Below are 26,080 nucleotides of genomic sequence, written 5' to 3'. Positions count from 1 at the left end.
CGACTCCTCGCGCGTCCGCTCACCGGCCTCACTGAGCCACGCGGTCGGCCTTGGGCTCTCACCAGCGACGTAGGAGGCCTCATAGGCCGTGACTTCGACGATCCGGCTGGCCTGCCTCACGGCGACGCGATCGGCGATGCGCTCTACGGCCGCCCGGGTGGTGCGTGATCGTCAGCAGGCACGACAAGGCCCTGGCCACCTGCTACGACGAACGCACCGGTGACTGAGAGCCTTGGTCACTATGTCCTGCCCGCGGCGTAGTCGGCGAGCGAGGACTTGAGCAGGCCGAAGGCGCTGTCCGCCTCCGCGATGACGGTGGCGGAGATGCGGGCGTTGTCCTGGCCGGTGAGGGTGAGTTCCTGGATGCGCTGGAACAAGGTGCGGTGCACAGCGCCGAGCAAGGCGGCGGCGGTGCGGGGGGTGACGTCGCCGCGGGGTGTGCCGGTGGCGTCCGCCAAGGCGTCTGCCAGGGCGTGCTCTCGCAGGTCTTGCAGGTCGCGCAGGCGGGCCGAGAGGGTGGGGCTGTCGGCGATCATGCGGGCGAAGTCGGGGCCGGAGAAGCCGGCGACCGGATCGGCTCGGGCGGCTGCGTCGGCGAAGGCGCGGTGCAGGGCCGACAGGGCGGACTCGCTGGCCTGACGGCCGGTCACCGTCTCGGCCAAGGAGGCGACGAAGGCGTCTTGGTGGTCCAGGGCCAGGTCCTCCTTGCGCGGGAAGTAGTTGGTCACTGTCTTCTTCGCGACCCGCGCGGCAGCGGCGATCTCGGCGATGGTGGTCTGCTCGAAACCCTGGGCGAGGAACAGCCGGGTGGCGACGTCGGAGATGAGCTGCCGGGTCTCTTGCTTCTTAACTTCCCGGAGCCCCACAGGGGGCGCGGACGAGGGGGCGTCAGCCGTCATGGGATCAATCTTACCCTCGTCGCATTTTTATGTTGACACCCCGGGTAGGTGCGATCTAAATTTACGTCCAATGTAAGTTTGCACCAGGGCGAGGAAGCGGTGTGGCGATGCCCCGGACCCGCCCGCCCCGGAAGTACGGAACCCTTTGAGGAGAAGCACTTTGCAGATCACCGCGTCCACCGTCTCGCTCACCGTCGACGACGTCGCCGCGTCTCAGCAGTTCTTCACCACTCACCTCGGCTACGTCGAGCAGGCCGCCGCCGAGGGATTCGCCTCCCTGACGCGCGACGACGCGGCGGTGGACGTAGTCCTGCTCGCCCGCGGCACCGAGGTTCTGCCGGCCGAGCAGCGTGACCTGCACGCCTCCGGTCTGATCCTCGCCTTCACCACCACCGGCATCGAGCACGAGGAGAAGAGGCTGCGCGCCGAGGGCGTCGAGATCACCATGCCGCTGCGTGAGGAACCCTGGGGCGAACGCCTCTTCCAGGTCGCCGACCCCAACGGCGTGATCATCCAGTTCGTGGAGTGGGCCGCCCCCTCCGGCTCCGAGCACGCCTGACAACCCACCACATCAGGCCACACGCCGGACCCGGCCTCGACAGCACCAGGCCCGGACCGGGCGATCTCGGCCGCCTCGGTGGCCTCGGTGGCCAACCTGCCTGTCCCACCGGGCAGATCACCGAGCCCATCGCGTACGCCCACCGCCGCGCAGATCGGCGCGGCGGTGGCACGGCGTAGCGCCCGCCCCTCGACTCGCGCAATCCCGCGTCCGCGCTCGCGCGGGAACAGCTGCTGAAGGACGTCGAGTCCCTTCGCCCCACTCCCTCCCGCCGCTCGCCCGCCTTGATGGAGCCGTGGACGAGACCGTCCAGCTCCACCACGTGCGGCCAGCTGTGCCCGCTGTCATGGAGGTAGGACACCTGCACGCCCCGCAGGTCCACGGCGCCGGACGGTGGCCGGGCGAGGGTGAAGTCGAGCGTCGAGGCCACAGCGTTGTCCAGGGTGAGCGCCACCCCGCGCCGGCCTGGGCACTCCAGTAGTGAGCCCCGCATGTGCAGTCCGCCCGGCAGCTGTGCCCGCATGAGACGGACTTCGCCGTGCGCGACGAATCCGCGAACCGTGCGCCCGGGGCCCCACTCCCCACCCTCGGCGACACAGCCGGCATGAGCCAGGAGCGCTTCCGCTCCCGGCTACGGTGAAGGGCACAGTGGCTGAGACGATGTCTTGGTGAACCACTTCTCGTACTTCAGCCTCGATCCGGGTCATGACCGGCAGCATGCGCCGGAGTCCAGGCCGGCCGAGCCCGGCCAGTGGCCGAAGCTGGAGGCCGCACTCGCTGAGGTCAATCGGGACCTGATGGCGACCCTGCCGGGTCAAGGCCCGCTGATACTGATGGCTACCCCGGCCTGGCAGCCCTTGCCCCCGAGCGGGACCGACCGGGACCAGATCTATGTGGCGATGCCCGACGGCCGTTGGCACGGCAATCCAGTGAATGTGTGTGACCTGGATGAGGGCGACCCGCCGGAGCCGGACGATACGACCACGGTCCTGACCGTCGTCGCGGAAGCGGCGCAGACGACGATCACCGAGCTGCTCTGGCAGGTCTGGCCCGTCTGCCGGGAGCACAAGATCGGAATGCACCCTCGTCCCGCAGGGACCGCTGAGGACTGGTACGAGGGCGAAACGGACGCTGCTGGCCCACCTGTGTGGTGGTGCCGGGGCAGCCGGGACGGTGATTGTCACGACGTCTCCCAGGTGGGTGACCTGGCCGCCACCCTGCCGGGAAAGCAGCGTCGCGCCCTGCGTCGCAGCGAACGGAAACGGAACAGTCGTCGCTAGCAGCAGAGCCGGACCATTGCGTGCGCCGTCGCACCGAACAGATCGTCGACTCCGAGTGCCGGAGCCGACTGCCTCGCCGCCGCGAGCCGCGCCATGGTGTCGACGTCGTCCAGGACCTCGCCCGGGGCGCATGCCTTCGCAGCGAGGACGCGGTCCGGTACCTCGCCGCAGCCGTGTGTCCATACCAGGGGCCGGTCCACTGGCAGCGCCCCGTCGTGCTTCACCCGGCAGCGCGCCCTGTGGACCCGCACGCCCGCACCGCTGCGACCGCTGGAGGCGCCCCGCGGCCGGGCCACCGCCGGGGATACGTTCTGGCCTTTGCGGTGGGACCTGACCCCGGTGCGCCAGATCAGCCGCGAGTTGGTCTGCGTGCCGACTGCCTCCGTAGGCGCATGAGCGAGGAGCGTATTTCTACTCCAGCATCTTTTTCCTGGTGCAGTGACTTTGATCGGGGAACGCCTGCCGTCTCGGGCACGGCTTGCCGTGGAGTACGGGGTCGGACGCAACGTCATATAAAGGGCCATGGACCGCTTTACACCGACGGGCTCCTCGAAGGCCGTGCCGGCTCGGGCACCTACGTCCGCACCGCGGGAGCGCCTCCGGCTGGTCCGCTCGCAGCAGCGCGAACGCCGGGAGGGCTCTACCCCCTGGCAGGACAGGAGGGAGCGGGGCAGGGCCGACGCCTGGGATGCACACAGTCAGGTACGCGTCCCCGCCCCCGAGCGAATTGCCGAGCGGCTTGCCCTCAGTCCCGGGGACCTCTGCGTCCGTACGCATCACGAGTTCCTCGCCGACGGGCAACCTGTCCAGCTTTCGCTTCCTGGGGTGGCATTCCTCTCGGTGGCATTTTGGGCGGAGCCTCGGGCTCTGTGTTCGCAGCGGCAGGCACTTTGTGGGTTGGTGCAGCGGGTATGACGCTGAGTGTCCTTCCCAACTTCCTGTCACCGCTTCGGACGATGCGTACGGTGCCCGCGGAGAAGGCCCCCGAGTTCGCGCGCTGAGGTGTCGCTGATAGCTGACGGACAAGCGCGTACGACATGTAGGGCCAAGGGATCTTCACCTGGAAATGAAGCGGGTGCGGTCGAGGGAGACGGGTTCACGGACGATGTTCCGCACGGTCTCCTCCGGCTCACCTGACCTGCTTCGTACGGCGGCGGTCCATGAGGCGGCCACCACACCGATGCCCTGCTGAGGCGGTCCGCCCTCCCGTGACCGCGGTGTGATCCCCACGCCCGCTGCCGCAGGCCCGGTGTCGCTCAGGAGGACGAGGATCGGCGGCGGTGCCAGGCGGCGACGGCCCCCAGGACCACGCCGACCGCGATGACGATCAGCCCGCGCATCCAGACGCCGGCCTCGATCTGCGTGGCGAGTGCCACGCAGGAGGCCGCCCCGAGGACGGGGACGGCGGTGTACGCCCGGAAGTGCGGGCGGTCCGTGCGGTCGCGGCGCTGGACGAGCACCGCGGTGTTGACGATGAAGAACACCACGAGGAGCAGCAGCACGAGGGTGGAGGCGAGACTCGCCACGTCACCGGTGAGCGCCAGCAGGAAGGACAGCACGGTCGTGGCAGCGATCGAGGCCCATGGCGTACGGCGGCCCGGGAGCACCCGGGTCAGGAAGCGGGGGAGGAGGCCGTCCCGCGCCATCCCGTAGGCCAGGCGGGAACTCATGATGCCGGTGAGCAGCGCGCCGTTGGCCACGGCGACGAGGGCGATGGCGCCGAACACCTTCGGCGGTACCCCGCCCGCCTCCTTCACCACTTCCAGCAGCGGCCCGCTGGAGCGGGCCAGCGTCGCGGTGGGGACGGCGGCCGAGGCGACGACACCGACCAGCACGTATACGGCTCCCGCCGTCAGCAGGGCGCCGAAGAGGGCGCGTGGGTAGGAGCGACGCGGGTCGCGGGTCTCCTCGGCGACGTTGACGGAGGTCTCGAAGCCGACGAAGGAGTAGTACGCGAGTACCGTTGCGCCCAGCACGCCGGCGGTGGCTCCCTTGTGGGCGGTGCCGAGGTGGACGAGCCTGCCGGCGTCGCCGTCGCCGCGCAGGAACAGCCAGATCCCGAGCCCGACGACGAGCAGGAGACCGCCGACCTCGACGACCGTCGCCGCCACGTTGGCGCGGGTGGACTCGCTGATGCCACGGGCGTTCAGCAGGGCCAGGGTGCACAGGAAGACGGCCGCCACCAGCACGACCGGAAGGCTGACGAAGACGGCCAGGTAGTCGCCGGCGAAGCCCCGGGCCAGGGCGGCGACGGAGACGATGCCCGCGGCGAGCATGCAGAACCCGGCGAGGAAGCCGGTGAACGGTCCGTAGGCGAGGGTCGCGTAGTGGGAGGCGCCGCCCGCCCTCGGGTATTTCGTGGCGAGTTCGGCGTACGAAGCGGCCGTCAGGAGCGACAGCAGCAGTGCCAGGAGCAGGGGCAGCCACACGGCGCCGCCCGACTCCGAGGCGATCTGGCCGACCAGCACGTAGACGCCGGCGCCCAGCACGTCGCCGAGGATGAAGAAGTACAGCAGGGGGGTCGTCAGCGCCTTCCTGAGCGCGGGCGCCCCGCCCTGCGGCGAGCCGTCCTTCGCAGGCGTGGAAGGAGTGGAAGGAGGTGTCACCACGCACGCCTACCCCCTGAGGTCCGCCGCAGACGGGAACGGGGGCGTGAGGTGCGCGGACGGACGAGATGCACGACATCGTCACCCACAACCTGTCCGTCATGGTCGCCCTGGCCGGTTCCGCTCCCTACGCCCGGTCGGCCGACACGTCATCAGCCGCACTGCGCCAGATCTCCGGGACCGGCCGACGGGCGCTGACCGACCTGCGCCGCTCCCTTGACCTGCTGAGGACCGACGAGCCGGACGCGCAGCGACACCCGCTGCCCGGCATGGCCGAGTTGGCGGCCTTCGACGAGCAGATGCGCCATGCCGGCCTGCCGACGCGCCTGAAGACCAGGGGCGACCCGGCCCCCGCTCCCGTCGCCGCCCAACTGACCGTCTACCGCCTGGTGATACGCCGGGCCATGGGCGACGGCACCGCCTTCCACGCACCCGACGACCTCGATCGTGTCCTCCGTGGAGCATCACGCAACCTGACCGCGTCAGGACTGGGTGATGCTCACTGCGTCGATGACCCAGTACCAGTTGTTCCCGCCGGTGTAACGGAAGCTCACGCGGGCCGAGGTTGCGCCGGAGGGGACCTGGAGGGCGACGGTCTCGGTGCGTGAGGGGGTGTCGGTGGTGTAGGTGCGGACGGAGACGGGGGTGGCGCCGTCGTAGGAGACGAGGACCTCGCCCTTCTGCGGGGATTGCTGCCGGTAGTAAGTGGTGTACGTGAGCGTGGCGGTACGGCCCCCCGGTGACAGGACAGGCGGGGCTGACGAGGGTGGAGTCGAAGGTGCCCGTGAGGGCCTTGTCGTTCCATTCGTCGCCGTCGGCCACCGCGAACACGTTGCGGGCGCGGACGTTGCACTCGCGGTTCTCGTCGCGTTGGGCCTGTGTCCAGAACTCGTCGGTGGTGAAGGACCAGCCGCGCCACTCGGTGATGGCGAGCGCGCGGGCGATGGCGACGCGCTGCTGCTGGCCGCCGGACAGTTCGCGCGGATGGCGGCGGGCGTGGGCGGCCATGCCGGTCATCTCCAGGGCCTCGGCGACCCGGGTGCGGATCTCGGCCTTGGGGACCTTGCGGGCCTTGAGGCCGAAGGCGACGTTCTCCTCGACGCGCATGTGCGGGAAGAGGGCGTAGCTCTGCACGACCATGCCGATGCCCCGGCGGTGCGGGGGCAGGTCGGTGACGTCGAGGTCGCCGAGGAAGACCCGCCCGGCGGCGGGCCGCACGAACCCGGCGACCGCCCGCAACGCGGTGGTCTTTCCGGATCCGGACGGCCCGAGCAGAGCCATGACCTCGCCCGCGGCGACGGTGAGGTCGAAGGCGTCCAGGACCACGTTGCCGTCGTAGGCGACGGTGACGCCGTCGAAGCGGATGCCCATCAGCCCGCTCCTCGCAGCAGCTCGGGCAGGGAGGCGACCGAGTCCAGGACGTGCGTGGCGCCGGCCTCACGGAAGGCGTCGTCACCGTGCGCCCCGGTGCGGACCCCCGCGACCAGGCCGGCGCCGGCGCGCAGGCCGCTGAGCACGTCGTAGGAGGTGTCGCCGACGACGGCCACCTGGGCCACGCTCTGTGCGGCCTTCGTGCGCAGGAACGCCTCCAGCACCATGTCCGGGTACGGCCGTCCGCGCCCGCCTGCGTCGGCGGGGCACAGGGTGAGCGGCACCAGGTCGCGCCAGCCGAGGGCGTCCAGGATGGCGTCCTGGGTGACGCGGGCGAAGCCGGTGGTCAAGGTGACGGTCCGGCCGTCGGCTGCGAGCGCCTCGATGGCCTCGCGGGCGCCGGGGACGGGGGCGATCAGTCCGCCGTCGACGAGTTCGCCGTACGCCTTCTCGAAGGCGGCGTTGGCGCGCCGGGCGCTGTCCTCGTCGCCGAACAGGTGCCGGAAGACGGAGATCTTGGACTCGCCCATGGTGGCGCGGACGTAGGCGAGCTTTTCGGCGTGGTCGGGGGTGCCGGGCTCGACGCCGAGTTCGCGGGCGGCGGTGTCGAAGGCGCGCTCGACCAGGCCGCCGTCGGCGACGGTGGTGCCGGCCATGTCGAGGACGACGAGGCGGATGTCGGGGGAGGGGGGTGTCATGGTGTTCACCAACCCAGTTCGTTCGCGGTGGTCTCGGCTATCGCGGGCGAGCAGGTCATGCCGCGCCCGCCGGGCCCGGTGACGAGCCAGACGTTCTCGCGCACCCGCTGCCGGTGCACCACGCGGGTGGTGTCGGTGCACTGCGCGTACACCCCCGCCCAGCGGCGGCGGATCGCCGGCAGCGGACGGCCGAGGAGGGACTCGACGACACCGGTCAGGTGCTCGTAGGGCTCTTCGAGGGTGTCGAAGGCGAAGGGGTGCTCGTACTCGTGGGTGTCGCCGATGGTCAGGCCGCCGTCGGCGCGCTGGACCATCAGCAGTTGCATTCGGTGGTCCGCGGCCGTGGCGGGCTGCGGCTGCCGGGCGTTCAGTTCGTCCAGGGCGGGCGAGGCGTACGCCGGGTAGTAGCGGAAGCTGTCGGCGTCGGCGACCGAGGTGGTCAGGGCCTCACCGAGCGGGGCCGTCTGCATCATCTGCAGGCGCACCCTGCGCACCGGCAGGTCGGGGCCGGCGAGTTCGCGGACCAGACCGCCGAGCCAGGCGCCGGTGCACAGGATCACGGCGTCGCCGGCGTGGGTGTCGCCGCGGTCGTCCCGGACGGTGTGCTCGCCGACGACCTCGCGGACCTCGCGGCCGGGCAGGAAGGTGTAACGCGGGGATTTCAGCAGCTCGGCACGCAGAGCCAGCTGGGCGGTGCGTGGCTCGACGGCCGCATCCCGCTCGCAGTACAGGGCGGCGTCGAACTGCCCGCGCAGCGCCGGGTTCACGGCCCGGGCCTCGTCGGGAGCGAGCAGCTTGTAACCGCGGGCGGCGGCGTCCGGGCGGGCGACCGCGGCCTCGGCTACGGCCAGCTCCAGGTCACCACGGACGGGGGTCAGCGAGCCGTTGGGGCGGAAGCCCAGCGCGGGGACGCGGGCGCCGATCTCCTCCCACAGCTCCCGGGCGCGCAGGGCGGTGTCCAATTCCTCACCGCCCGCGCGGCCGCTCACCCAGATCTGCCCGAAATTGCGCAGTGAGGCGCCCCGGGCTTCGGCCTCCCGCTCGATCTGTACGACCTCGTGGCCGCGTTCCACTGCCTGCCAGGCGTGCATGGTGCCCACCACGCCGGCTCCTACGACTGTCACTCTCACGGCCGTCACGCTCCTCGCCTTGGGGGAACCCGAGGAATCCCGTCTTCAACGAGAGCGTGAACCGCCCATCACGATTGGGCTAGACCCGTTATCAGTCCGTGACCGTAGTGCCGCCCCGAAATTGCCCCAAAAGAGACAGCTTCAGCCGCTCAGTCGCTCAGCCGTCAGCCGTTCAGCCGGGCCGTGAAGGAGAACCGGTCGCCGCGGTACAGCGTCCGCACCCGCTCCAGCGGGCCGCCCTCGACGTCCCGGGAGACGCGGTGGATGAGCAGCATCGGCAGGGCCGGCGGAGTGCCGATGAGGAGAGCCTCACGCGGGGTGGCGAGCACGGTCTCGATGCGCTCGTCGGCGGAGCCGAATCCGATGCCCTGCCGGGCCAGGTAGGCGTAGAACGACGAGTCCGGCTCGAACTCGCTGTCCAGACGCGGCACGCGGGCCACCGCCACGTACGTGCTCTCCAGGCCGACCCGTTCGTCGTCGGCCAGCAGCACACGCTCCAGGTGCCAGACGGGCTCGCCGCGCGTCAGGCCGGTCTCGGTGGCCAGCGCCGCGGGGCAGGGGAACCGGTCGAGGCCGACCAGGGTCCGGCCGGGGGTACGGCCCTGGCGGCGCACCCCCTCGGTGTAGCTAGCCAGGGACAGCGGCTGCTCCAGCTTGGGGCCGGCGACCACCGTGCCCCGGCCCTGCCGGCGCAGCTTGCCCTCCAGCACCAGTTCGCGCAGCGCCTGCCGGACGGTCTCGCGGGCGACCTCGTACCGCTCGGAGAGGTCCCGTTCGGTCGGGATCGGAGCGCCCTCGCCCAACTCCTCCACGAGACGGTCGATCTGTGCCTTCACGGCGTAGTACTTGGGCACACGGCCGTGCTCCGGGATGCCGGAGCGGACGGGGGCGCCGGGGGCCTGGTCGTTCGGGTAGTCCACGTCTGGGATGGTCCCAGACGTGGACGTGAACGGTGTCTGCGGGCTCGGCAGGACGACGGCGGCGACCAGTGCCGCATCAAGCGACGTTCGCCCGGTGACCGCCTGGGGTGGCAGCTCGTGTGCGGTCTCGTTCGGTCGGCACCCTCACCGCCTTCCATGAGCCACAGGCGGCCACACGAACTGATCACCGACGTGATAAACCAGTTCGTCTGTCCCTGCACCGCCCTGTCCGCAGCCAGCCACTCGCAGAAAGCGAACTTCACCGTGTTCCAGGAAACCCCCATTTTCAGCCGCCTTGTCGCCGAACGCGGCGACGTTCCTGCCCAGGTACGCGGTGAAGCCGACCGTATACACCGCGACCTGGCCCGGGTCATGGCCTGGGTGCCGACAACCCACCTGCCCGCCGGCACGACGCCGCAGAGGACGACGTGGTGACTGTGCGGGAGGCTCCAGGATTCAGCCCGTCCGGACCGCGTCGCCGCCGTGATTGAGAAGGCGGCGGTGCCGGCCTGCAAGTCGGCGCAGCCCCCGAGAAGCCATAGCCGTCGGCAAGGACTCGCAGCCGTGCAGGCGCATCCAGCCCGATCAGGGCGGCGGCACGACCGTCGCCGAAGGACATGACCGGCGCCCTTGGCCAACGTGGAAGAAGCCCGGGCGAGGTGGCCAGGCGTCACTTCGGGCAGCCGGCCGACCGTTGTCGCGTTTGGTCCGAACGGAGTAGGCCAGGGTGGGCGGCCGGCCCCTCCTGCCCCACCCGGGCCGCACCGGTGCCGTGTCGGACACACCGGTCCCGTAACTGCTCGAAGGCCGGCCGACCTTACAGCGTCGCGGTCGCCCATTCCATTGCGACCGCCCCCTGCACGCCAGCCTCCCCGCAGGGTATGCGGGAAATGGCGTCTGCGATGCGGCGAAAAGCGGAAAGCCTGCTTTTCCTGACATCTCAGGCGAACCATTGGCCAGGCTCACGCAACATCAGGAGGTCAGTATGGGAATCGGCCGCAGGATCGAGAACGTCGAAGACGGCACTCGCGGTCATCCGTGGGGCAACCTGATCGCAGCGTTTTTCGCCGTTTACCTGCTGATAGGCGTCGTAATGACCGTGGCCGGTGCGTCGCTCGGACAAGCATGGCTGGCTCCGCTGCCTGCACTGCTCGTGGTGGGAGCCGGCATCGGCGTCATCCGAGCCCGCCGCCGGTGATGCGCTCCGCTTCAGCGCGGAAACTCCGGACATGGACGTCGGGGAGGGGCAACTGGCGGCTCGCGCGCCCGACGGTCGGTTCGTCCGCCCGCCGGCTTGTCACCGGCTCCGCATCAGCGACCGGATCGAGTTCGACAAGCTGCGGCGGCTCCGCCGGTTCGGCTGCCCCGGGAAATAGCAGCGGCTCGGCCGTAGTTGCAGCGTGCATGACGACGAATGTGCCCCGGCCCGAGGTGTTGCGATACACCGCCTTCTCCAGCGTCCCCGACGGCGGAAACCCCGCCGGCGTTGTTCTGGACGCCACAGCGCTGGACGACAGCGAGATGCTGGCCATCGCCGCCGACCTCGGATACTCGGAGTCCGCGTTTCTGACCGCGCCACCGGAGGGTCTCGGCGGCCAGGAGGGGCGGGCGTACAGCATCCGCTACTTCAGCCCCAAGGCGGAGGTGTCCTTCTGCGGGCACGCCACCATCGCGACCGCCATCGCGCTCGCCGAGCGGGCGGGCCCGGGGAAGCTGGTGTTCGCGACGCGCGCCGGCACCGTGCCGGTGGAGGTGGCCGAGGAGGGCGGGACGGCCCGGGCCACCCTCACCAGTGTCGAGCCGCACATCGAGGAGATCGCCGACGCCGACCTCACGGAGGCGCTCGCCGCGCTCGGCTGGCCGGCCGCCGATCTCGACCCGGCTTTCCCGCCCCGGGTGGCGTTCGCCGGTGCCCGCCATCTCGTTCTCGCGGCTGCGACGCGCGAGCGCCTCGCCGATCTCGCGTACGACTTCGCACGCCTCGAAGCCCTGATGCACCGCCTGGACCTGACCACGCTCCAGTTGGTGTGGCGGGAGTCGGCCACCGTCTTCCACGTTCGGAACCCGTTCCCCGTCGGCGGCGTCGTCGAGGACCCGGCGACGGGGGCCGCGGCCGCCGCGTTCGGGGCGTACGCCCGTGAGTTCGGTCTGGTCCCCGGGGATGCCGTCCTCACCCTGCACCAGGGCGAGGACCTGGGCAGTCCCGGCGAACTCACGGTCACCCTGCGTAAGGATGACCCACGGGTCCGTGTCAGCGGCACAGGAACGCGCATCGACGGAGAGCCGGCGTAGCCTCCACGGCCTCAGCGCGCTGATCAGCAATCTGCAGGCGACCTACGGGGCCGGCGGCGCTCTCCGCCTCGCCGACGGCCCCGATGGCCCCGACGGCCCCGATGGCCCCGACCGCCCCGACTGGGACGCACATCCGCGGAGGGCTCGCGAGGTCAGTACTCGGGGTACGGCCAACCAGTCGACCGGCCGGCCCTCTGGTGGGGTACGCGGCGAGCCCTCCCGAGATGTCGGCCGTCAGAATGACCTGGCGGCATCTCACCCGTCGACGGACGGCGGCGAGCACCACCGTGCTCACCCCAGTACAGGACGCCGCCGGCGGCCAGCGCGAAGCCGATTCCCGCGCCCACCAGAGCTCCGAAAGCACCCCCCGAGGCGAAGCCAAGCACGGCTCCGGTCAGCAACCCCAGCAGCGAGAAACGAATGCAGTACCTGCGAATCCTCTCGTCCACAAAATCACCGCCTTTCACAGAGCCCTCTGCCCCGCCCTGCAGCGACTAACCGGCGACTCGTCACATAGGGTGAATGACGGTCTTCGTGAGCGTACGGGGAACGGCTGGCCGGTACCCAGGTAGCTCCGCTGCGGAAAAGCCTGGTCACGGGGGGAGCCTTCGCAGTCCCGGGTGCGACTGGGCACCTCAGGCGGCGCCTCAGCCTCGCATGTGCACCCCCCTGATGGCGGCACCTTCAGCCAAGTCGGGAGGATTCTCAACGGAGCTGTCAGAAATTGCCGTTGGCCAGGATCTCGCCATCAGCGTCGTACACGGTCACCAGGCCGCTGCCCGTTCCCGGCATCCACGTCTGGTATGCGGAGACAACAAGCTTGCCGTCCGGGTTGTGACCGCCGAACATGCCGCCCGTCCAGTCGGTGTAGACGTCGACCATGCCATTGCCGCCGAATGCTCCGTGCACACGGGTGACGTGAGCGACGGCGGCCTTGTCGGCTGGGCTGCCGTTGGCCTTTGCCCACCGCTTGAAGATGTCCGCCTCCGACGACCAAGTGGGCGACGGCTTGGGTGCATCCGCCTTCGTCCTCACCTTCTGCGCCTTCTGCGCCTTGGTGTCGGTGCTTTCGTGGACCGAACAGAAGGTGTCCTTCACGGCAGAGACGATTCGCTCGGTCTGCGCGTCGGACAGGTGGGGGACGTTACCGCCCTCGAACCGGTACTTGGCGTTGGCCTTCACCGTGTGGGAGTCCTTGCCGCCCTTGATGTCCGAGCAGACGTTGGTCGACCGGCGCACGGCGCGGTCCTCGTTCGCGACCAGGCCGGCGTCGATGCTTTTCAGAGCGACCAGCAACTCCGCCCGCTGGTGAGCGTTCGGGGAGGGAACCGAGGGCGACTGGACGGACGCTGATGCGGTGGCGGTCGGCCTGACAGGCTTCGGTTTGTCCGCCTTCGAGTCATCGCTACCGCCGCAGCTGCCAGCGGCACCGATGACGAACAGGGCGACGACGCCGCCCGCGATCCACTTGCCCTTACCCATGATGTGCCTGTCTCCATACTGAAGTTGTGCTGCGCCAGGTACGCGATCCAGTACGGCGGCGCTCTACGCATCCGGTCTTCTCTTGGGTATGCCAAAGAATCCGGCCGTCATGGCGCGGAACCAGGCAGACAGAGATCAGATGCGGTCACATATTAAACATTTTTTTACGCCTTCTTCACTCCGCCCACACGCCCTCTCGCCACTCGGCGACGTGAAACGTGCAACTCCTTTGCTGCGCAGAAGACTTACCGACAGGCGAGGTCGTCGGTCGGAAGCGCGTGACCGCCGGCGGGGCCCTATCGGCCCCACCGCCCGGACCGTCCGGAGGCGCCGTCGGCGTACCGGAGGGCGACGGACCCGGAGGACTCTTCCGCCCCTGCCGTTGCCGATCTGGTGTAGCCGGCCGCATCCGGGATTCCCGCCATGTGCAGTAGAAGATGTTGTCGGGGATGCTGTCGAGGTACGCACGTGCCGCAGCCCGGTACAGCAGGCCGACACGCCGTTCAGTACCGTGCCCTCGGCGGCCGGCGAGGTGGGCTGGCTCAGTGAGAGGGCCCGTCCGGCGGCGATCAGGCCGTACCGCATCTTGCGGTCGGCGATCCGGTAGCGCAGCGTGGGCGTGAAGCCGGCCCGGCGGCAGACGGCGGCCATGCCCTCCGCGGTGTCGACGTGCAGGTAGAAGGTCAGACTCGCCTTGCAGCCCGCGGGGATCGTCACCGACTGGGACAGCGTGTCGGTGTGCGCGGAGCCCCAACCGTTGAGCCAGGCCGTGCAGGAGCCGCCGTGGGCCGCCTGACGGCTGTCATTGGTGATGACACCGCTGTTGGACCAGCCCGTGTTGCCCGACTCGAAGCCCGGGTTGGCGAACTCGCCGGCCTGGCAGGCGAGACCTGGCTGACGGTCGAACGCCAACGCGGCCACCGGCTACACCCATAAGACCTTCGGCCTGTCCTCGCCGGCGGGCCAGACGGTCACCCCGAAGTTCACCGGCGTCGAGGACGCCTACCTGGCCACCGACTTCGTCGTGGACGACACCGCCCTCACGACCAGCTGAGCGCGATCACGTACCAGCTGCACGGTCCCGCTCCCGGTTCCCCGGGTGCCGGACCGTGCCACGTCGGTTCAGCCCCTGCGCGGCCGCGCCCCCGGAATGGCTGCCGAGGCGCCTCCGGGCCCGGGCTGCCGGAGCAGCGGTGGCGCTGGGCCGACCGAATGGGGGGTATGGTCCGGGCGTCTTCAGGCTCCACGTCGACGAAACCGCGCGCGCCGGCCTCGTCCGGCAGGGCCGCCGGGGCCTCCGGGACCGCGCACCCCGGGAGGCGGACGGGGTCAGGGCAGGATCGAGTCCACGTAGCCGCCGTCGACCCGCAGCGCGCCCCCCGTGGTGGCGGAGGCCTGGGGCGAGCTGAGGTAGACGACCATGTTGGCGATCTCCTCGGGCTCGATGAGCCGCTGGATCAGGGACTGCGGCCGGTACTTGACCATGAACTCGCGCTGCGCCTCGTCCCAGCTCAGCTCGTCTCCGACGAGTTGCCGGACGAACTCCTCGACGCCGCCGGTGTGCGTGGGCCCGGCGATCACGGAGTTGACGGTGACGCCGCTGCCGGCGGCCTCCTTGGCGAAGCCGCGGCTGACCGCCAGCAGGGACGTCTTTGTCATGCCGTAGTGGATCATCTCGGCCGGGATCACCACGGCGGAGTCGCTCGCGATGTTCAGGATGCGGCCCCAGCCCCGCTCCCGCATGCCGGGCAGGCAGGCACGGATCAGCCGGACCGCGGACAGCACGTTGACCTCGAAATAGCGGACCCACTCGGCGTCCTCGATCTCCAGCGGCGCGGCGGTGCCGAAGATCCCGAGGTTGTTGACGAGGATGTCGACCGCGGGGACGGCGTCGAGAACGGCCCGGGCGCCGTCCGCCGTCGCCAGATCTCCGGCGGCGCCCACGACCTCGGTCGCGCCGGCCTCGGCGCGGACCTCCTGCACGGCCTTCTCGACCGTCTCGCTGCGACGGCCGTTGACGACCACCCGCGCGCCGGCGCGGGCGAGGCCGACGGCGATGGCCTGGCCGATGCCCTGGGTGGAGCCGGTGACCAACGCGGTCCGGCCGGTCAGGTCGATCTGCACGGGAATCCTCCTCGAACGGGTACGGGACGGGGTGGTACGGCGCTCAGTCGAGCGTGCCGGGGTCCGGGCCGGTACGCAGGGCCCGGACCAGGGTGGCCCGGGCCGCGCAGGTCCTCGTCGGTCGGCTCGAAGCCGTAGACGTCCCGATTCTGGCAAATGCGCTCGGGCGTCACCGACCTCAGGATCACGATGTCACCGATCAGGTGCCGGTGCGGGACGACCTGCGCGGACTCACGCCGTACTTCTCGGCAAGTTCCCACCACCGGCTGGTCACCGAGGACCGCCCCCCGGGCGAGCGGGCTCCACGCCACCGTGGCGATGGGGTGCCGCTCGCGTAAGACGCGCGGTCGCTCCTGCTGGAGGCCGGACAGCCGGCCCACCGACGGCCGCGGCCACGGTCACGAACCGGCCCACCTGCGGGTCGGCCGGGCATCCAGGGGGCTGACCCGCCATCCCGTCGCTGGGAGCGTCATCGCCGCGACAGGGCCGGCCCCCGGTGCAGGCGCCGGTCGGCGCGCAGACGAGTGCCCACGCGTCCGGCGGGGGTCTTACGGGACCATGTCCGCCACAGAGGGCCTCCCGCGAGGAGGTGTGTCGCCCGAGCGGGGTGAGGGAGCGGCGTCGGGAGCCAGGGACCTGCCCCGGACAGGTCCCTGCTCCTAGGACGAGGCTCGGGGTGGGCGGGGAGGGGCGGGACGGCCCAGCGGGAGGAGGTACTGCACCGGCTCGTCCAGGCCGTCGAGGCCCAGGAGTTCATGGGCCAGGTCGTCGTGGAGGCCGCCCAGCGGGAGGGTGGACAGGCCGAACGCCGCCGCGGTGAGCAGCAGTGTCTGTGTGAGGTGGCCGGCCTCCAGCAGACCCAGCCGCAGTGCCCGCAGACCGTAGCGGCGGCGCAGCAGTCCGAGGTCGAGGTGGACCGTGAGCACCGCCGGGACCTCGTCGATGCCCACCGCGTCCGGGTCGTCCGCCGGCCGGGAGAAGTACGAGGACAGCGCCTTGAGGTCGGCGACCGCCGGCGCCGGACCGATGGGGAGCAGGGCGTGGCGCTCCGGTACGCAGTGGTACGTGCCCGCGGCCAGCCCCGCGACGTCCAGCGCCAGCAGACGCACGCGCACACTGTAGAGGGCACCGGCGCTCGGGTACGGGCGGTGCCGCAGGGTGCGTACGGTGCCGTCGGAGAGCGGCCGGTGCGTCGTGTGGCTCTCGGCGTACGCGGACCACAGCACCCCGCCCAGGGTCCGGGCGTCCAGCGGCCCGTACAGCGGCCCGCGCACGGAGCTGCGCCGGCGGAGTGTCTCGGCGAAGGACAGGTCCGGCAGCGGAGCGGCGGGCAGCGGGAGTTCGGCCGCCGGCCGGGCCGCCGGGGCCGCCGGCGGGGGCAGGTCGCGCAGCGCGGTGTCCTCGGGCCGTCCGATCCGGAACTTGCTGCGCTCCAGGTACTGGTAGTCGGCCGCGCGGTGCCCGGTGGGGAAGAACCCCGGGTCGTCCTCGGTCTCCAGCAGGGTGCGGGCCGCGAGGTGGCACACGGCGCGTTCCTCGTCGGGGGTGACGCCGAGCCGGTTGAACAGCATGTGCAGCTGGGAGGCCCACACCCAGGGCAGGCGGTGGGCGGCCTGCTCGGCGGGCAGTGTGTCCCGCAACCGGGCGTCCGCGGCGCGGACCCGGCGTACCCACTCCGTCAGCCACGGGGCGGCGCTGTTCGTGTCGAGGGCGGTGCGCAGGGCCCCGGCCCGGCGCACCAGTCCCGGCCGCTGGAGGGCGAACACCCCGTTCACCCGGGAGTGGACGGCGGCCCCGGGCAGCGGCTCCACCTCGGTGATCCAGCGCCAGGAGGCGGCGTGCCGGCGCAGCCAGCCCGCGGCCTGGAGTTCGTCCAGGCCGAGCGCCTGGGCGGTGGCGTGGGCGAGGTCGAGGGCGAGCGGGAGCCGGGCGGCACGGTCCGGGGCCGCGCGCAGGGCTTCGACGACCACTCGGGTGGAATGGGTGAACACCTCCTCGGCGAGGGGAAGCGCGGCAGGGCCGCCGTAGCGCTCGGTCTCGGGGACGTAGGGGACCTCGCGCACCTCGCCGTGCCGCAGTGGCCAGGGGCCGGTGAACTCCGCCGGCCGGGCCGCCGCCAACCCGGTCAGCGCGGCGGCCAGTCCGGCCACCGCATCTGCCGGCAGCGGTCCCCGGAAGCGGATGCGCAGATGAGGGCCGCCCTCGCCGTAGCGGATGAAGAACCAGGCGGTGCGCGGGTCGGCGGTCAGCCCGGCCATCAGCCCGTCCATCAGCGGGGCGAGGTCGTCGGTGACGAACGCGTCGGTCTCCGCGCCACCGGTGTGCAGGGCGAGGTGGAGGCTGTGCCAGGGGAGTGCGGGGTCCTCGGACGCGGCCCCGGAGGGGACCGGGCGGGGGTGGGCGGTCGTCATCGCGTCCTCACGGGAAGGGATGGGGGTGGAGGGGCAGTTCGTCATGGTGCGGCGACCGGGTGGTACGGCCCAGCCGGCGGGGTACCTCCAGCAGCCGGTCCAGTCCCGCGGTGCGGCGGTTGACGTGCCCGAAGGTCATCGGCAGCGTGCCGGGGACGATCACCTTGGCGCAGCGCAGGCCCAGCCTTTCGCGTACGCCCGGCTCGTCCTGTGTGACCGCGATGACCTCCAGTCCCCCGGCGGCCAGTCGTTCGACGGTGCGGTCCAGCAGCCGGGTCAGGTCGGTCACCGGCTCGGGCGCCCCCGGCCACCTTTCGTGCCAGGCCGTCTCCGCGGTGTCGGTGAACAGGAAGTCCAGTCGGGGCTGTGCCTCGGGCAGCGTGTTGAGGCCGACGTGGTCGTCGAGGTCAAGCACCAGCTCGGGGCGGTCCAGCATCGGCCGCAGCCGCTCCGGGTCCCGGGGACCTCTCGGGCCCGAACGACGGGCGGCCTCCTGAACGTTGGTGACCACCTCGGCCACCGCCGAGCGGATCGCCACCCGGGGATCGTGGTGAGCACCGGCGGCCAGGAACGCACGGGGCGCGTCGGGATGCGCGCCCTCGTAACGGCAGAGCGAGATCACCGCGGGTATGCCCAGGTCGTTGGTGGCGTCCAGCAGCGTCAGCCGGTAGCGCAGCAGCGCGGCGCGGTCGGCCAGATGGGCGACCTCCGGGTCGTCCGTGGGTACGGCGACCCGGGGCAGCGGAGTGCGCGCGTACCAGGCCATCAGGAAGGCGTCGCGTTCGGCGACCTCGAACAGCCCGTACAGCGCGGCCTCCTGGGGGCTGTTGCCCAGTCCGCAGCCGTTCGAGGACTCGTACACCACCCGCGGCCGGTCCGGGCCCGGTACGTCCCAGTACGCCACGTGCTCGGGCACCGCCACCGCGCGGCGCTCGGTGAGCGACCAGCCGTACACCCAGTCGAGCGCGAGATCCGGGGAGTACGGCACGGTCCGCCGGGCGGGGTGGCCGTCGAACTCGGGGTCCGGCAGGCCGAGCCGGACGGGGTCGAGTACGGCGTGCCCGCCCGCCGCGACGAGGCCGGCGTACGAGGCGCGTAGCACCGTACGGCGGCCGGTGGGCCGCATTCCGGCGAACCGCTCCACGCTCTCGAACAGGGCGACCCGTTCACTGGACTCGAAGTCGCCCGACCGGCCGTAACCGCCGTCATCGAGCGGGCGGCCGTCCGTCACCCAGGCGGTGGTCAGCGCGAACGCGGAATCCTCGGTCCGGAAGAGCCGGCGCACCGGTCCGAACCGCTCGTCGTGCAATGCCTCCCGCAACCGGTCGGGTGTCGTCCGGGCGTTGGCGCCGCGCAGCACCGACGGATCGGGCAACGGCCGGGGATCGGCCGGCAACCGGGCGGCGGCGGGGGAGTCGTCCGGCAGCGGCCGGCACACGGGGCAGCCGCCGACCGGCCGGACCCGGTGGCTGGACCAGGTGTACCGGTCGCCGTGGAGGACGTGGACGACGGCCCCGTCCTCGACCGGGCCCGGGGCGCCGGGCCCGGATCCCGGCGGGCCGGCTGCGCTTCGGCCGCGCAGGGCGGCGGCGGGCGGCTGCGGTCCGAGCGGGTCGGCCGTCAGCAGGTCCGCCGCGAGTCGCAGCGCCGCTTCGGCCAGCGGCGGGGTCCCGGTGCCGCCGAGCGCCAGCCGCGGGCTGTGCCACGGCACCCGGCCGCCCGCGGTGGCCAGCCGCTGGGACTCCGCGCAGCCGGCGCAGGCCCGCGCCCCGGGATGGAGCACGGGTCCGATCACGGTCAGCGCCCCGTCCTCGCGCACCGGCACGAACCGCACCGGGTGGGCCAGGGCGTGCCGGCTGAGCCGCTCGGCCAGGGCGAGGTCCCACGCGGTCAGCCGTACGACGGCGGCTCCCCGGACGGTCACCAGTGCCGCCTCCGGATCCAGGAGCGGGACGGGCAGGGCGTACGAATCCGCGGTGTTCATCGTGTACCTCCAGGCCCGGCCAGGACCGTGAACCCGGATGCGCGCAGAGCCTGGGTGAGAGCGGGCCGGCCGGTGCCCCGCCAAGGGGTGGGACGCAGGCCGGTCAGACGGCGCAGAGCGACGTGCAGGGCCGGTTCCCGGGCGGCGATCCCGGCCAGCCAGGCGTCGGTCCAGCCCTCGTCCGCCCAGCCGGCCGGCTCGGCACCGGCCGCGGCGAGCGGGGCCACCGCACCGTTGAGCGCGGTGTGCCGTGCCGGGCCCGGCACGTGCTCCGCCGCCATCGCGCGGGTGACCGCGTCGAGGGCGGCGAGGGCCACGGCGTCGGCCGCGGTGGCCTCGACGGCCCGGCTCACGGTGCCGGGGCCGGCACCGGTGCCGCCGGAGGCCGGGCGGACCCGGATGACGGCCACGTGGACCCCTCCGGAACCGAGTCGCCGGACCGACAGCTCGGCCGTACGGCCCATGCGTTCGGTCAGCACGGTCCACCAGTGGCGGGCCTGGGAGTGCGTGCGCCAGGCGTCGTCACCGACGCCGCCCGCGCGGGCGTCCGCGGCGGCGGGATCCCGCTCCGCGGCCAGGACGGTTCCCCGCTCGATGCCGTCGATGCCGTCGAGGGCGGCGCGGCGCAGGGCCCGGCCGAGGGCGTGGTCGGGGCCGGCCCCGACGACCGGTGCCGACGAGCCGTCGCCCAGGGCGAGTTCGGCGGCCCGGCAGGCCGCTTCCAGCCGGGCGAGGTCCGCCCGTACCGCTCCGGCGACCAGAGGTCCCGCCGGGGTCCGGCAGGACACGAGCGACGCGGGGAGTTGCGGCAGGTTCGCGGGCAGCGGTGCGTCGAGCACTCCCAGACGCGGGTCTCCCAGGTCAGTGACCCGGCGCAGGGCCTCCCCGAGGTCCGGCGCGGGCGGGGCGTCCGGCCGGCGGCGGCCGGCGCGCGGGGCCGCGGCCCACGGGTGGTACGTCGCTGCCGGCGGATCGGCCCGGGCGATCAGTACCGCCGGGTGTCGGCTCGCTTCCATGTGGGAGGCGTCCTCTGGTGCGGCCGGGTCGGGAAGGCCGGCGACGACCGCGAGCAGCCGTCCGGCCGCGGCACCGGCGAGCAACGCGGCGTGCGTGCGGGACGGTCCGCCGGCGGCAGCCGTCCGCTGCGGCGCCCTGGCACCGGCGGGAGTCCCGGACGGTGTGGGGGCAGGCGCCGCCGACCGCGACCGCGTGGCCGCGGGACCGCTCGGCGTCCTCGGTGGCCTGCCGGTGGTGGTGTCGTCGTCGGTGCCGAGGCGGCCGGCGATGGCGGCGGCGTCGGAGCGGGCGAGGTGTGGGGGTCCGGGCTCGGTGACGAAGCCGCCGTCGGCGGTGCAGGACACGGCCACTGCCACGGCTCCGGACGGCGCGTCGGCCGTGATCACGGCCTGGTCCGGGGGCAATCGGACGTCGGTGGCGACCCGAGGCGCCGCGCCCGAGCGGGACAGCGCCGCTACGAGACCGACGGCGAGCGGACCCCGGGGATCCGCTGTGGCGACGACCGGTCGCGCGGTCCGGATCGCTTCGACGGCCTGCGCCGGGTGGGCGGCCGACGAACCGGGCCAGGGCCGGAGTTCGGCACCGTCGGGGTGCTCGACCAGAAGGTCGTGCTCACGCAGTCGGGCCGTGAGCGTGTTCAGCGCGGCCTCCACCCGGGGGTCGGCCTGGTCGTTCGCGGCGCCCTCGCTCCGGAGGCCGACTCCCGCTGCGCCGCCGGCCCGGAGCCGGCTGACGGCCCCGGCCCCGGTGTCCGCCCGCGCGCCGCCGTCAACGGGCACCGCGCGCTCCACGGCAGCATGCGGGTCCCCAGTGTGCGGATCCGCAGTGTGCGGGTCCGCGCCGAGCCGGTCCGACAGCAGACGCCACAGGACCGGCAGCGCGCGGCTGCCCTCCAGGGTGACCCCGACGCCACGGCCGCGCAGGTGCAGGCCCGCGAGCAGCGGGGTGACGGCCACGCCGGGACGCAGCCGGAGCCGCCGTACCGACGTCGGCACGGACGGGAGCGGGGCCTCCGGTGCCGGATGAACGGGCTCCGCGCCCGCAACGCGGTTCTCCGGCGGCCCCGATGCGGCGGAAGCGGTGGTCATGAGGAACCCTCCACCGGCGAGAGGCCCTTCACCGGCGAGGAGCCCTTAACCGACGAGGAACCCTCCACCGACGCGATCACCTCGTCGACGCGGGCCTGCCAGGTGTGCCCGGTGAGCTTCGGCACCGTGCGTACGAGCAGGTGCGCGGCGAGGTAACGCTCCACGGGCCGTACGTCACAGATCGCGAACAGCCGGTAGAGCGCGTTCGTACAGGCCCGGTAGATCTGGTAGTCGGGCCGGCTCCACATCGTCCCCTGCGGGTCCGAGCGGCGCAGCCGGCGGTGGAACTCGCTGAAGCGGGTGCGTCCGTCCTGATCCCAGCGCTCGGCCACCGTCCGGTCGCCGAGCGCCGCCGCGCGGTTCCGGTACTCCAAGGGGTCCCCGGTGAAGTCCGCGCCCGAGGCGAACCGCTTCTCCGCGATGCGCCACGCCTCGGCGGACCAGTCGGCCCAGGCACGTTCCCAGCCCGCCGCCCCGCCGCCCGTGATCCGCTCGACCAGCGCGGTGACGGCCGGTTCTGTGGCCTGCCACCGGCGTTCGAAAGCCGCTCGCAGCCGTCCTCCCTCGTCCTCGTACACCAGGAAGTCCTCCAGGTGCGAGACGAACGAGTAGTGACCGCCGATCAGCCCCTCCGGGTGAGCCGCGGCGTGCGCGGCCAGCGCCGCGACCACGAGCTGCACCCGGGCGGCGGGCGCGGCGCCGTGCCCGCCCAGGAACGCGCACCCGGTCTCCAGCGCCGGCAGGCCCAGCGCCAGCAGGTCGTCACGGAGCCGGGCCCCGTCGGTCCCGATCAGGGCGCGCAGGGACGACTCGTCGACCGGCTCGACGCGGACCGTGCCGTCCGGGACGAGCGGACCGTACGGCGGGGCGATCAGCTCCGCGCGGCCGGCGACCGCGGCCCGGGTGAGCAGTTCCTCCTCGGTGACGCGGGCGCCCGAGGGGTGGCCGGCGGTCCAGCTGCTCAGGGTGGCCGCGGTGCGGTCGGCGGCCGCGGCCACCGCGCCGGATGGTCCGCGCAGCCGGATCCGCACGTGCGGGCCGTACAGCCAGTGCCGCTCGACATGCGCGGCCAGTCCCTCGGCGGCGGCCCGGCGGGCCAGCGGCAGTACCACCTCGCGCAGCATCGGGGCTTTGTCTTCGCGGTAGTCGTACAGCACCACGTCGAGGGCCAGGGCGGTACCGGGCGTGGCCGGGGACTCGGGTGCGGCGGCGCGGGCGGGGCCGGCCGGGGCGTTCATCGGGTGCCTCCTCGACGGGCTGCGGGCGGGGCGGTGGGCCGAAGTGCGGCAGGGGCGGCCGTACGGTGGCGTGCCGGGCGGTACGTTTCGACGACGGACTCGACGGCACGGGCGGGCCGGTCCCGGCCGCCGAAGACGGGCAGGGCCTCCTCCAGGACGACGCCCCGGGGATGACGTGTCAGCCAATTGCCCAGGCAGCGCAGGTGCAGGGCGTTGCCCAGGTCGAGCGCCTGCGGTTTGGGCGCCCGCAGCCGCGCGACGAAGTCGTCGACGGCGCGCCCGGCCGGGGGCTGCGGAACCGGGTGCACGAACACCTGCTCCGGCAGGTCCAGCAGGGCCCGCCAGCGGGCCACCGCAGCGGCCGGCACCTCCCGCTCCTCCGCGGCGAGGTCGGCGCGCAGCGCGTCGAGCGCGGCCGGCCCGAAGTGCCAACGGCGCCGGGCCAGCACCAGGTGGCGGTGGCGCAGCCGTGGTGTACGGACCACCTGTCCGCCCGGCGCGGCCATGACGTGCCGGGGCAGCAGCGGGCGGAAGTCCACCACTCCCGCCGGATGGTCGCAGAGGTACGGCGCGAGCCGCTGCGGCAGCATGACCGGGGCGAGGAAACCCAGGTAGAGCACGTCCAGCAGGTCACCGGTCGCCCGTACCCGGAACCGCAGCCGGTCGGTGGCCGTGTCGTGGACGAGATCCACGTCGGCCTCGGAGAGGGACGTCCGGCCGCGGTCGGGCCCGACCTCCTCGGTGAGCAGCAACGGGTGGAGGTTGGCGTTGAACCCGCCCACCGGCCGGATCTGGGCCGCCCGAGCGTCCCCGAGGCCCCGCCGCACGCGCTCGCCGACCGCGGCCGCCGCGCTCGCCGGCAGGGCGTCGAGGAAACGGCTGGTGAACCGGCCCCAGCCGCCGTAGACGTGGTTGACGCACAACAGGTCTGCTTCTTGAGCCAGTTGGGCGACGTCGGCCCGTTGGACGAAGAGGGAGTAGCTGACGGGCCGGGCGGCCGTCCAGTCGGGCAGGCGGGCGGCGAGGGCACGAACGGGACCGGCCGGCAGGAGGATCTCGGCGGCCGTCTCCCCGGCCGGTCCTGCCGCATCCCGTGCCAGCTGGGTGAACTCCTCACGCAGCCGGGTGAGTTCGGCCAGTCCGGCCGGCAGTCCGGGATCGTCGGACGGCCGGGCCATGTGGCTGCCGGATTCGTCCCAGGCGGCGGCGGTGTCGGCGCCGAAGTCCCATGGGTCGCGGCAGACGCCGCCTTCCCCGTAGCGGGCGACGAAGCGGTCCCGGGCGACCCGGCTCATCACATGCCCCAGGTCGAACAGCTCGGCCACCGAGGCGAGTTCGGTGAGCGCGGCGTGATCGGCGGAGGTGAACGGATCGTACCCGGCAGGACGGTCCTCGTACGGCGCTCCCGTCGTGTCCGCACCCGTATCCGGCGTATCCGGTGCGGTCGTCGGGCGGCGCGGGGACAGGGGAACGGGGAAGACGACATCCTCCGTGAGGACCGTCAGCGGGGCCGCGTCGGCCGCGACGGGCCGCCCGGTGTCGGCGAGCAGCTCGTGCCAGCGGCCGGTCAGGGAGGCGAGCAGGGCGGGGCGTTCGGTGGCGGGGGTGGTCGAGAACCGGGCCGTGTCGTGGGCGAGTCGGGAGATCCGGTCGGCCAGCAAGGCGTCCGCGGGCCATTGGCTCAGCCAGTCGGCGAGTGCCAGGAGGGGAGCGGGGCGCTGCGGGTCGACCGGCTCGGCGGCCACGAGGAGTCCCGAATCGGCGAGCCGGTCCACGAAGCGCGTGACGGCGGAGTCGTCGGCCGTGCGCCCCAGGCCGGCCGCGAGCCGGGCAGTCAGCGTGCCGAGGGTGAGCGGGCCGTCGGCGAGGGCGGCGGCCAGCGTGTCCAGCGCGGGGCGGGCGGCCACCTCCGCCGTGTCCTCCCTGCTGACCAGGTACCGGCCACCGGCGAACAGCGCTTCCGCGCGGGCGAAGCGGGCCCGCCCGTCGGCCACCCGAGCTGTGCTCGTCATCCGGTGGGGAAGGGCACGGCGGCGGCGCGGCTCGTCGAGCAGGGCCGCGGTGAGCGCAGCGACGAGCGTGCGGTTCTCCTTGACGACGGAGACCGGCGCGGCGGTGGGCGTGGTGGCGGGCTGGGGCGCGGGGGCGGCGGTGGACGTGGTGCCGGCGATCGGCTCGGCCGCCCACCCGATGGCCGTGAACCACGACAGCGGACTGGTCTTCGTACTGGCCCGCAGGGCGTGCCGCAGAACCGAGGCCTCCTGCTTGCGTACCCACCGCCCGGTCGCGCCCTCGCCGGCCCTGCTGACCGCCTGCAGCAGGTCGGCACTGGTCAGGGCGATGGCCCGGGTGAAGGCGGGGGAACGGCAGAGGTCGGCGAGTGCGCCGCGTTCGGCGGCCAGGGCGTGCGGGACGGCCGCGCCCAGCTCGTCCAGCAGCCGGGCACGCAGCTCACGCAGGGCGAGCCAGTCGACGAGCCGCGGCACCCGGTCGGGAAGGGTGCCGAGTCGCCCGAGGAGGGCGGGGCGGGGCTCACGGCCGTTGTGCAGGGCACGGCGGAGCGGGAGAACCACCCGGCGGTGGAAATCCTCGTCGTGCGTGCCGCGCGCGGCGAAGAGGTCGTCGCACAGGGCCGCCCGCAGAGCGGTGTCCCGGCCGGCCAGCCCGGTGAGCCGGGCGAGCAGGGCCCGCACCGCGGCGGAAGGGGCGGTCTCGGCGGGGTACGCGAGCACGGTCGTCCGGACGAGGGCGTACGGCGCCATCCAGTCGTACGGGTCTGCCGGATCCCAGCCGTCCACCTGATCGTGCCGGTCCGCCTCGGTGTCTGTCCCAGCCGGTCCTGACGGGGTGGCCCGGTCAGGCGGCGGCACGCGCACCGGGGCTGCCGGCGAGGTGGGGTACGACATGACAGGGGCTCCCGGCATACGGCTCGGAGGGCGGTGGGATCGATGGAGCAGGCGGGAACGCGGGCCGGCCGGGCG

At 72.8% G+C, this 26,080-nt stretch carries 19 protein-coding genes and 2 pseudogenes; 6 read left to right on the top strand and 15 right to left on the bottom strand.

Going from position 1 to position 26,080, the window contains the following annotated elements; all coding sequences use genetic code 11:
• Positions 1 to 239 precede the first annotated feature (239 nt).
• Complete coding sequence (locus IG05_RS0117330) at positions 240 to 899, bottom strand: TetR/AcrR family transcriptional regulator (RefSeq protein ID WP_030343498.1); 660 nt, start codon at positions 897 to 899, stop codon at positions 240 to 242.
• A 160-nt stretch (positions 900 to 1,059) separates the two neighbouring features.
• Here IG05_RS0117330 and IG05_RS0117325 point away from each other — a divergent pair, with 160 nt between their 5' ends.
• Positions 1,060 to 1,458, top strand: a complete 399-nt coding sequence (locus tag IG05_RS0117325; protein WP_030343497.1) for a VOC family protein — start codon at positions 1,060 to 1,062, stop codon at positions 1,456 to 1,458.
• A 668-nt stretch (positions 1,459 to 2,126) separates the two neighbouring features.
• Positions 2,127 to 2,738 (top strand): hypothetical protein, encoded by a 612-nt coding sequence (locus IG05_RS0117315; RefSeq protein WP_030343496.1) that lies wholly within the window; start codon positions 2,127 to 2,129, stop codon positions 2,736 to 2,738.
• Positions 2,739 to 3,994: 1,256 nt separating this feature from the next.
• Here IG05_RS0117315 and IG05_RS0117305 read toward each other — a convergent pair.
• On the bottom strand, positions 3,995 to 5,254 hold the full coding sequence (locus IG05_RS0117305; protein ID WP_234335910.1) for an APC family permease: 1,260 nt from the start codon (positions 5,252 to 5,254) through the stop codon (positions 3,995 to 3,997).
• A 158-nt stretch (positions 5,255 to 5,412) separates the two neighbouring features.
• On the opposite strand from IG05_RS0117305, the gene IG05_RS50280 reads away from it, so the two are divergent.
• Complete coding sequence (locus IG05_RS50280) at positions 5,413 to 5,952, top strand: histidine kinase (RefSeq protein WP_030343493.1); 540 nt, start codon at positions 5,413 to 5,415, stop codon at positions 5,950 to 5,952.
• Between the two features lie 316 nt (positions 5,953 to 6,268).
• Here IG05_RS50280 and IG05_RS45375 read toward each other — a convergent pair.
• From IG05_RS45375 to IG05_RS0117280, 4 genes and pseudogenes are all read right to left on the bottom strand, one after another.
• Positions 6,269 to 6,715 (bottom strand): annotated as a pseudogene (locus IG05_RS45375) (ABC transporter ATP-binding protein); the annotation flags it as partial.
• Entirely contained in the window at positions 6,715 to 7,413 is a 699-nt protein-coding gene (locus IG05_RS0117290) for a phosphonatase-like hydrolase (protein ID WP_030343491.1), read from the bottom strand. The gene IG05_RS0117290 and the pseudogene IG05_RS45375, both read right to left, overlap by 1 nt.
• Before the next feature lie 5 nt (positions 7,414 to 7,418).
• Positions 7,419 to 8,543 (bottom strand): TIGR03364 family FAD-dependent oxidoreductase, encoded by a 1,125-nt coding sequence (locus IG05_RS0117285; protein ID WP_030343490.1) that lies wholly within the window; start codon positions 8,541 to 8,543, stop codon positions 7,419 to 7,421.
• 164 nt (positions 8,544 to 8,707) lie between these two features.
• Entirely contained in the window at positions 8,708 to 9,463 is a 756-nt protein-coding gene (locus IG05_RS0117280; protein ID WP_030343489.1) for a GntR family transcriptional regulator, read from the bottom strand.
• 156 nt (positions 9,464 to 9,619) lie between these two features.
• On the opposite strand from IG05_RS0117280, the gene IG05_RS42335 reads away from it, so the two are divergent.
• Entirely contained in the window at positions 9,620 to 9,898 is a 279-nt protein-coding gene (locus IG05_RS42335; RefSeq protein ID WP_158838944.1) for a hypothetical protein, read from the top strand.
• A gap of 550 nt (positions 9,899 to 10,448) precedes the next feature.
• A complete protein-coding gene (locus IG05_RS0117270) occupies positions 10,449 to 10,661 on the top strand; it encodes a hypothetical protein (RefSeq protein ID WP_030343488.1) in 213 nt (70 codons plus the stop codon).
• Here the strand turns inward: IG05_RS0117270 and IG05_RS47855 are convergent.
• Entirely contained in the window at positions 10,639 to 10,869 is a 231-nt protein-coding gene (locus IG05_RS47855; protein ID WP_158838941.1) for a hypothetical protein, read from the bottom strand. The two genes, IG05_RS0117270 and IG05_RS47855, sit on opposite strands and share 23 nt — an antisense overlap.
• Here IG05_RS47855 and IG05_RS0117260 point away from each other — a divergent pair.
• A complete protein-coding gene (locus IG05_RS0117260; protein ID WP_030343487.1) occupies positions 10,868 to 11,755 on the top strand; it encodes a PhzF family phenazine biosynthesis protein in 888 nt (295 codons plus the stop codon). The genes IG05_RS47855 and IG05_RS0117260 overlap by 2 nt on opposite strands.
• A 717-nt stretch (positions 11,756 to 12,472) precedes the next feature.
• Here the strand turns inward: IG05_RS0117260 and IG05_RS43735 are convergent.
• From IG05_RS43735 to IG05_RS0117220, 8 genes and pseudogenes are all read right to left on the bottom strand, one after another.
• Complete coding sequence (locus tag IG05_RS43735) at positions 12,473 to 13,237, bottom strand: hypothetical protein (protein ID WP_051789977.1); 765 nt, start codon at positions 13,235 to 13,237, stop codon at positions 12,473 to 12,475.
• Between the two features lie 654 nt (positions 13,238 to 13,891).
• Positions 13,892 to 14,101, bottom strand: a pseudogene (locus tag IG05_RS45370) (hypothetical protein); the annotation flags it as partial.
• Between the two features lie 465 nt (positions 14,102 to 14,566).
• Positions 14,567 to 15,361 carry an SDR family NAD(P)-dependent oxidoreductase gene (locus IG05_RS0117245; protein ID WP_030343485.1) on the bottom strand — a complete coding sequence of 265 codons (795 nt, stop codon included), beginning with the start codon at positions 15,359 to 15,361 and terminating at the stop codon, positions 14,567 to 14,569.
• Between the two features lie 659 nt (positions 15,362 to 16,020).
• Entirely contained in the window at positions 16,021 to 17,772 is a 1,752-nt protein-coding gene (locus IG05_RS45365) for a thiopeptide-type bacteriocin biosynthesis protein (RefSeq protein ID WP_078894273.1), read from the bottom strand.
• Between the two features lie 7 nt (positions 17,773 to 17,779).
• Positions 17,780 to 19,756, bottom strand: a complete 1,977-nt coding sequence (locus tag IG05_RS0117235; RefSeq protein ID WP_030343482.1) for a TOMM precursor leader peptide-binding protein — start codon at positions 19,754 to 19,756, stop codon at positions 17,780 to 17,782.
• The gene (locus IG05_RS0117230) at positions 19,753 to 21,861 is read right to left on the bottom strand and encodes a hypothetical protein (RefSeq protein ID WP_158838939.1); all 2,109 of its coding nucleotides are present in this window, start codon (positions 21,859 to 21,861) and stop codon (positions 19,753 to 19,755) included. Before IG05_RS0117230 ends, IG05_RS0117235 begins: the two co-directional genes overlap by 4 nt.
• Entirely contained in the window at positions 21,858 to 23,099 is a 1,242-nt protein-coding gene (locus tag IG05_RS0117225) for a lantibiotic dehydratase C-terminal domain-containing protein (RefSeq protein WP_030343478.1), read from the bottom strand. Before IG05_RS0117225 ends, IG05_RS0117230 begins: the two co-directional genes overlap by 4 nt.
• Complete coding sequence (locus IG05_RS0117220; RefSeq protein ID WP_158838937.1) at positions 23,096 to 26,005, bottom strand: lantibiotic dehydratase; 2,910 nt, start codon at positions 26,003 to 26,005, stop codon at positions 23,096 to 23,098. The genes IG05_RS0117225 and IG05_RS0117220 overlap by 4 nt, the downstream gene beginning before the upstream one ends.
• Positions 26,006 to 26,080: the final 75 nt, after the last annotated feature.

It is taken from the genome of Streptomyces sp. NRRL S-1022, from assembly GCF_000720135.1.
In the GTDB taxonomy this organism is placed as follows: Bacteria; Actinomycetota; Actinomycetes; order Streptomycetales; family Streptomycetaceae; genus Streptomyces.
Note: the sequence above shows the minus strand (reverse complement) of the source record. Positions and strands in the feature narration are given on the sequence as shown.

Excerpts from the sequence above, each read along its gene's own strand:
- IG05_RS0117235 (WP_030343482.1), bottom strand. The coding sequence starts at position 19,756 with ATGAACACCGCGGATTCGTACGCCCTGCCCGTCCCGCTCCTGGATCCG.
- IG05_RS0117230 (WP_158838939.1), bottom strand. The coding sequence starts at position 21,861 with ATGACCACCGCTTCCGCCGCATCGGGGCCGCCGGAGAACCGCGTTGCG.
- IG05_RS47855 (WP_158838941.1), bottom strand. The coding sequence starts at position 10,869 with ATGCACGCTGCAACTACGGCCGAGCCGCTGCTATTTCCCGGGGCAGCC.
- IG05_RS0117225 (WP_030343478.1), bottom strand. The coding sequence starts at position 23,099 with ATGAACGCCCCGGCCGGCCCCGCCCGCGCCGCCGCACCCGAGTCCCCG.
- IG05_RS0117270 (WP_030343488.1), top strand. The coding sequence starts at position 10,449 with ATGGGAATCGGCCGCAGGATCGAGAACGTCGAAGACGGCACTCGCGGT.
- IG05_RS42335 (WP_158838944.1), top strand. The coding sequence starts at position 9,620 with ATGAGCCACAGGCGGCCACACGAACTGATCACCGACGTGATAAACCAG.
- IG05_RS0117260 (WP_030343487.1), top strand. The coding sequence starts at position 10,868 with ATGACGACGAATGTGCCCCGGCCCGAGGTGTTGCGATACACCGCCTTC.
- IG05_RS0117290 (WP_030343491.1), bottom strand. The coding sequence starts at position 7,413 with ATGACACCCCCCTCCCCCGACATCCGCCTCGTCGTCCTCGACATGGCC.
- IG05_RS43735 (WP_051789977.1), bottom strand. The coding sequence starts at position 13,237 with ATGGGTAAGGGCAAGTGGATCGCGGGCGGCGTCGTCGCCCTGTTCGTC.
- IG05_RS45365 (WP_078894273.1), bottom strand. The coding sequence starts at position 17,772 with ATGACGACCGCCCACCCCCGCCCGGTCCCCTCCGGGGCCGCGTCCGAG.
- IG05_RS50280 (WP_030343493.1), top strand. The coding sequence starts at position 5,413 with ATGCACGACATCGTCACCCACAACCTGTCCGTCATGGTCGCCCTGGCC.
- IG05_RS0117220 (WP_158838937.1), bottom strand. The coding sequence starts at position 26,005 with ATGTCGTACCCCACCTCGCCGGCAGCCCCGGTGCGCGTGCCGCCGCCT.
- IG05_RS0117330 (WP_030343498.1), bottom strand. The coding sequence starts at position 899 with ATGACGGCTGACGCCCCCTCGTCCGCGCCCCCTGTGGGGCTCCGGGAA.